The organism is Kitasatospora sp. NPDC057595 (assembly GCF_042800875.1).
Classification (GTDB): domain Bacteria; phylum Actinomycetota; class Actinomycetes; order Streptomycetales; family Streptomycetaceae; genus Kitasatospora.
In genome coordinates, this window is record NZ_JBHVGL010000083.1 from 1 (window position 1) to 1,085 (window position 1,085).

Genomic DNA, 1,085 nt, shown 5'->3' on the forward strand with positions numbered 1-1,085 from the left:
GAACTTGTTCACTCACATTTCGTTTTCCCCTCAACCTGCAATAGCGAAGCCCATGCAGCTGTTTTGAATCTGCAAAGCTTCGCTCTATTTTTTCTTTTCTTTTTTTGTAGAGGTTTTTTCCTGAAACAGACAAGCGATTTTGTCTGACCTTTTCTTTATGTTCTTCCCATACATGTCGAGTAATCACTTTCTGCCGATTCTTTGATTTTGTACAGTTTTCAAGCAGTGGGCATGAGGAACATATTTCAGGATTTGATTTATATGACCGGTAGCCTTTTCGGTCAGTTGTTGAGTATGTAAGTGTTTGGTGATTTGGACAAATGTATCTGTCTTGTTCACTGTCATAATGAAATTTCCATTTTGGAAACAAGCCTCGGATAGGGTGATAACGTCTATGTGCGATGACACCAAAGATTTGGCGGTCAGATAATCCTTTACAGATCGGAGTCGTTAAATATCCGGAATCAAGGGCGACGGCTTCTACTTGAAAACCAAATCGTGCGATTTGGTGGTCTAATCGGTCAAGATAAGGCACAGAATCATGGACATTTCCAGGTGTGACGTAGGCATCGGTGATAATGTTGTATTTCATATCTGTTGTGCGGTGATCTAAATAGAAAAAACCTTCTGGTTTGTTTTCACGATACAGATAGCCACTTTCCGGATCGGTTGTACTGTGGCGGATCTCTTTTTCAGCTTTCACCTCCTCTTTGGCTGTTAATGGCTTTTTTCCGTGTTCCTCCCGATCCTCTTGAATGGCTTCATTTAAATCCTTGATATAGTTTTGGGTATCCTGCGCAATTGTTTTTCTTGTGTATTTATGCTTGTTGGCATTGGCTTTAAGGTGTGTGGAGTCGGTGAATAGGACTCGTCCGCCCACCATGTCATGATTGATGGCCTGAAGAACGATCTCATCAAAAATGTCTTGGAAGATGGTTGTATCTTTAAAGCGTGTGCGTCTGTTCCAGCTGATGGTGGAGTGGTGTGGAACCGGGTCGTTTATGTTCAATCCGAGAAACCATCTGTACGCCATATTGTAGTAAATTTCTTTTTCAAGCTGTCTTTCTGAACGGATACCATAGAGG

At 41.7% G+C, this 1,085-nt stretch carries 1 protein-coding gene; it reads right to left on the minus strand.

Going from position 1 to position 1,085, the window contains the following annotated elements:
• A partial coding sequence (locus tag ACFU9E_RS35625; RefSeq protein WP_380715731.1) for an IS1182 family transposase occupies nt 1–1,085 on the minus strand: 1,085 nt, incomplete at both ends.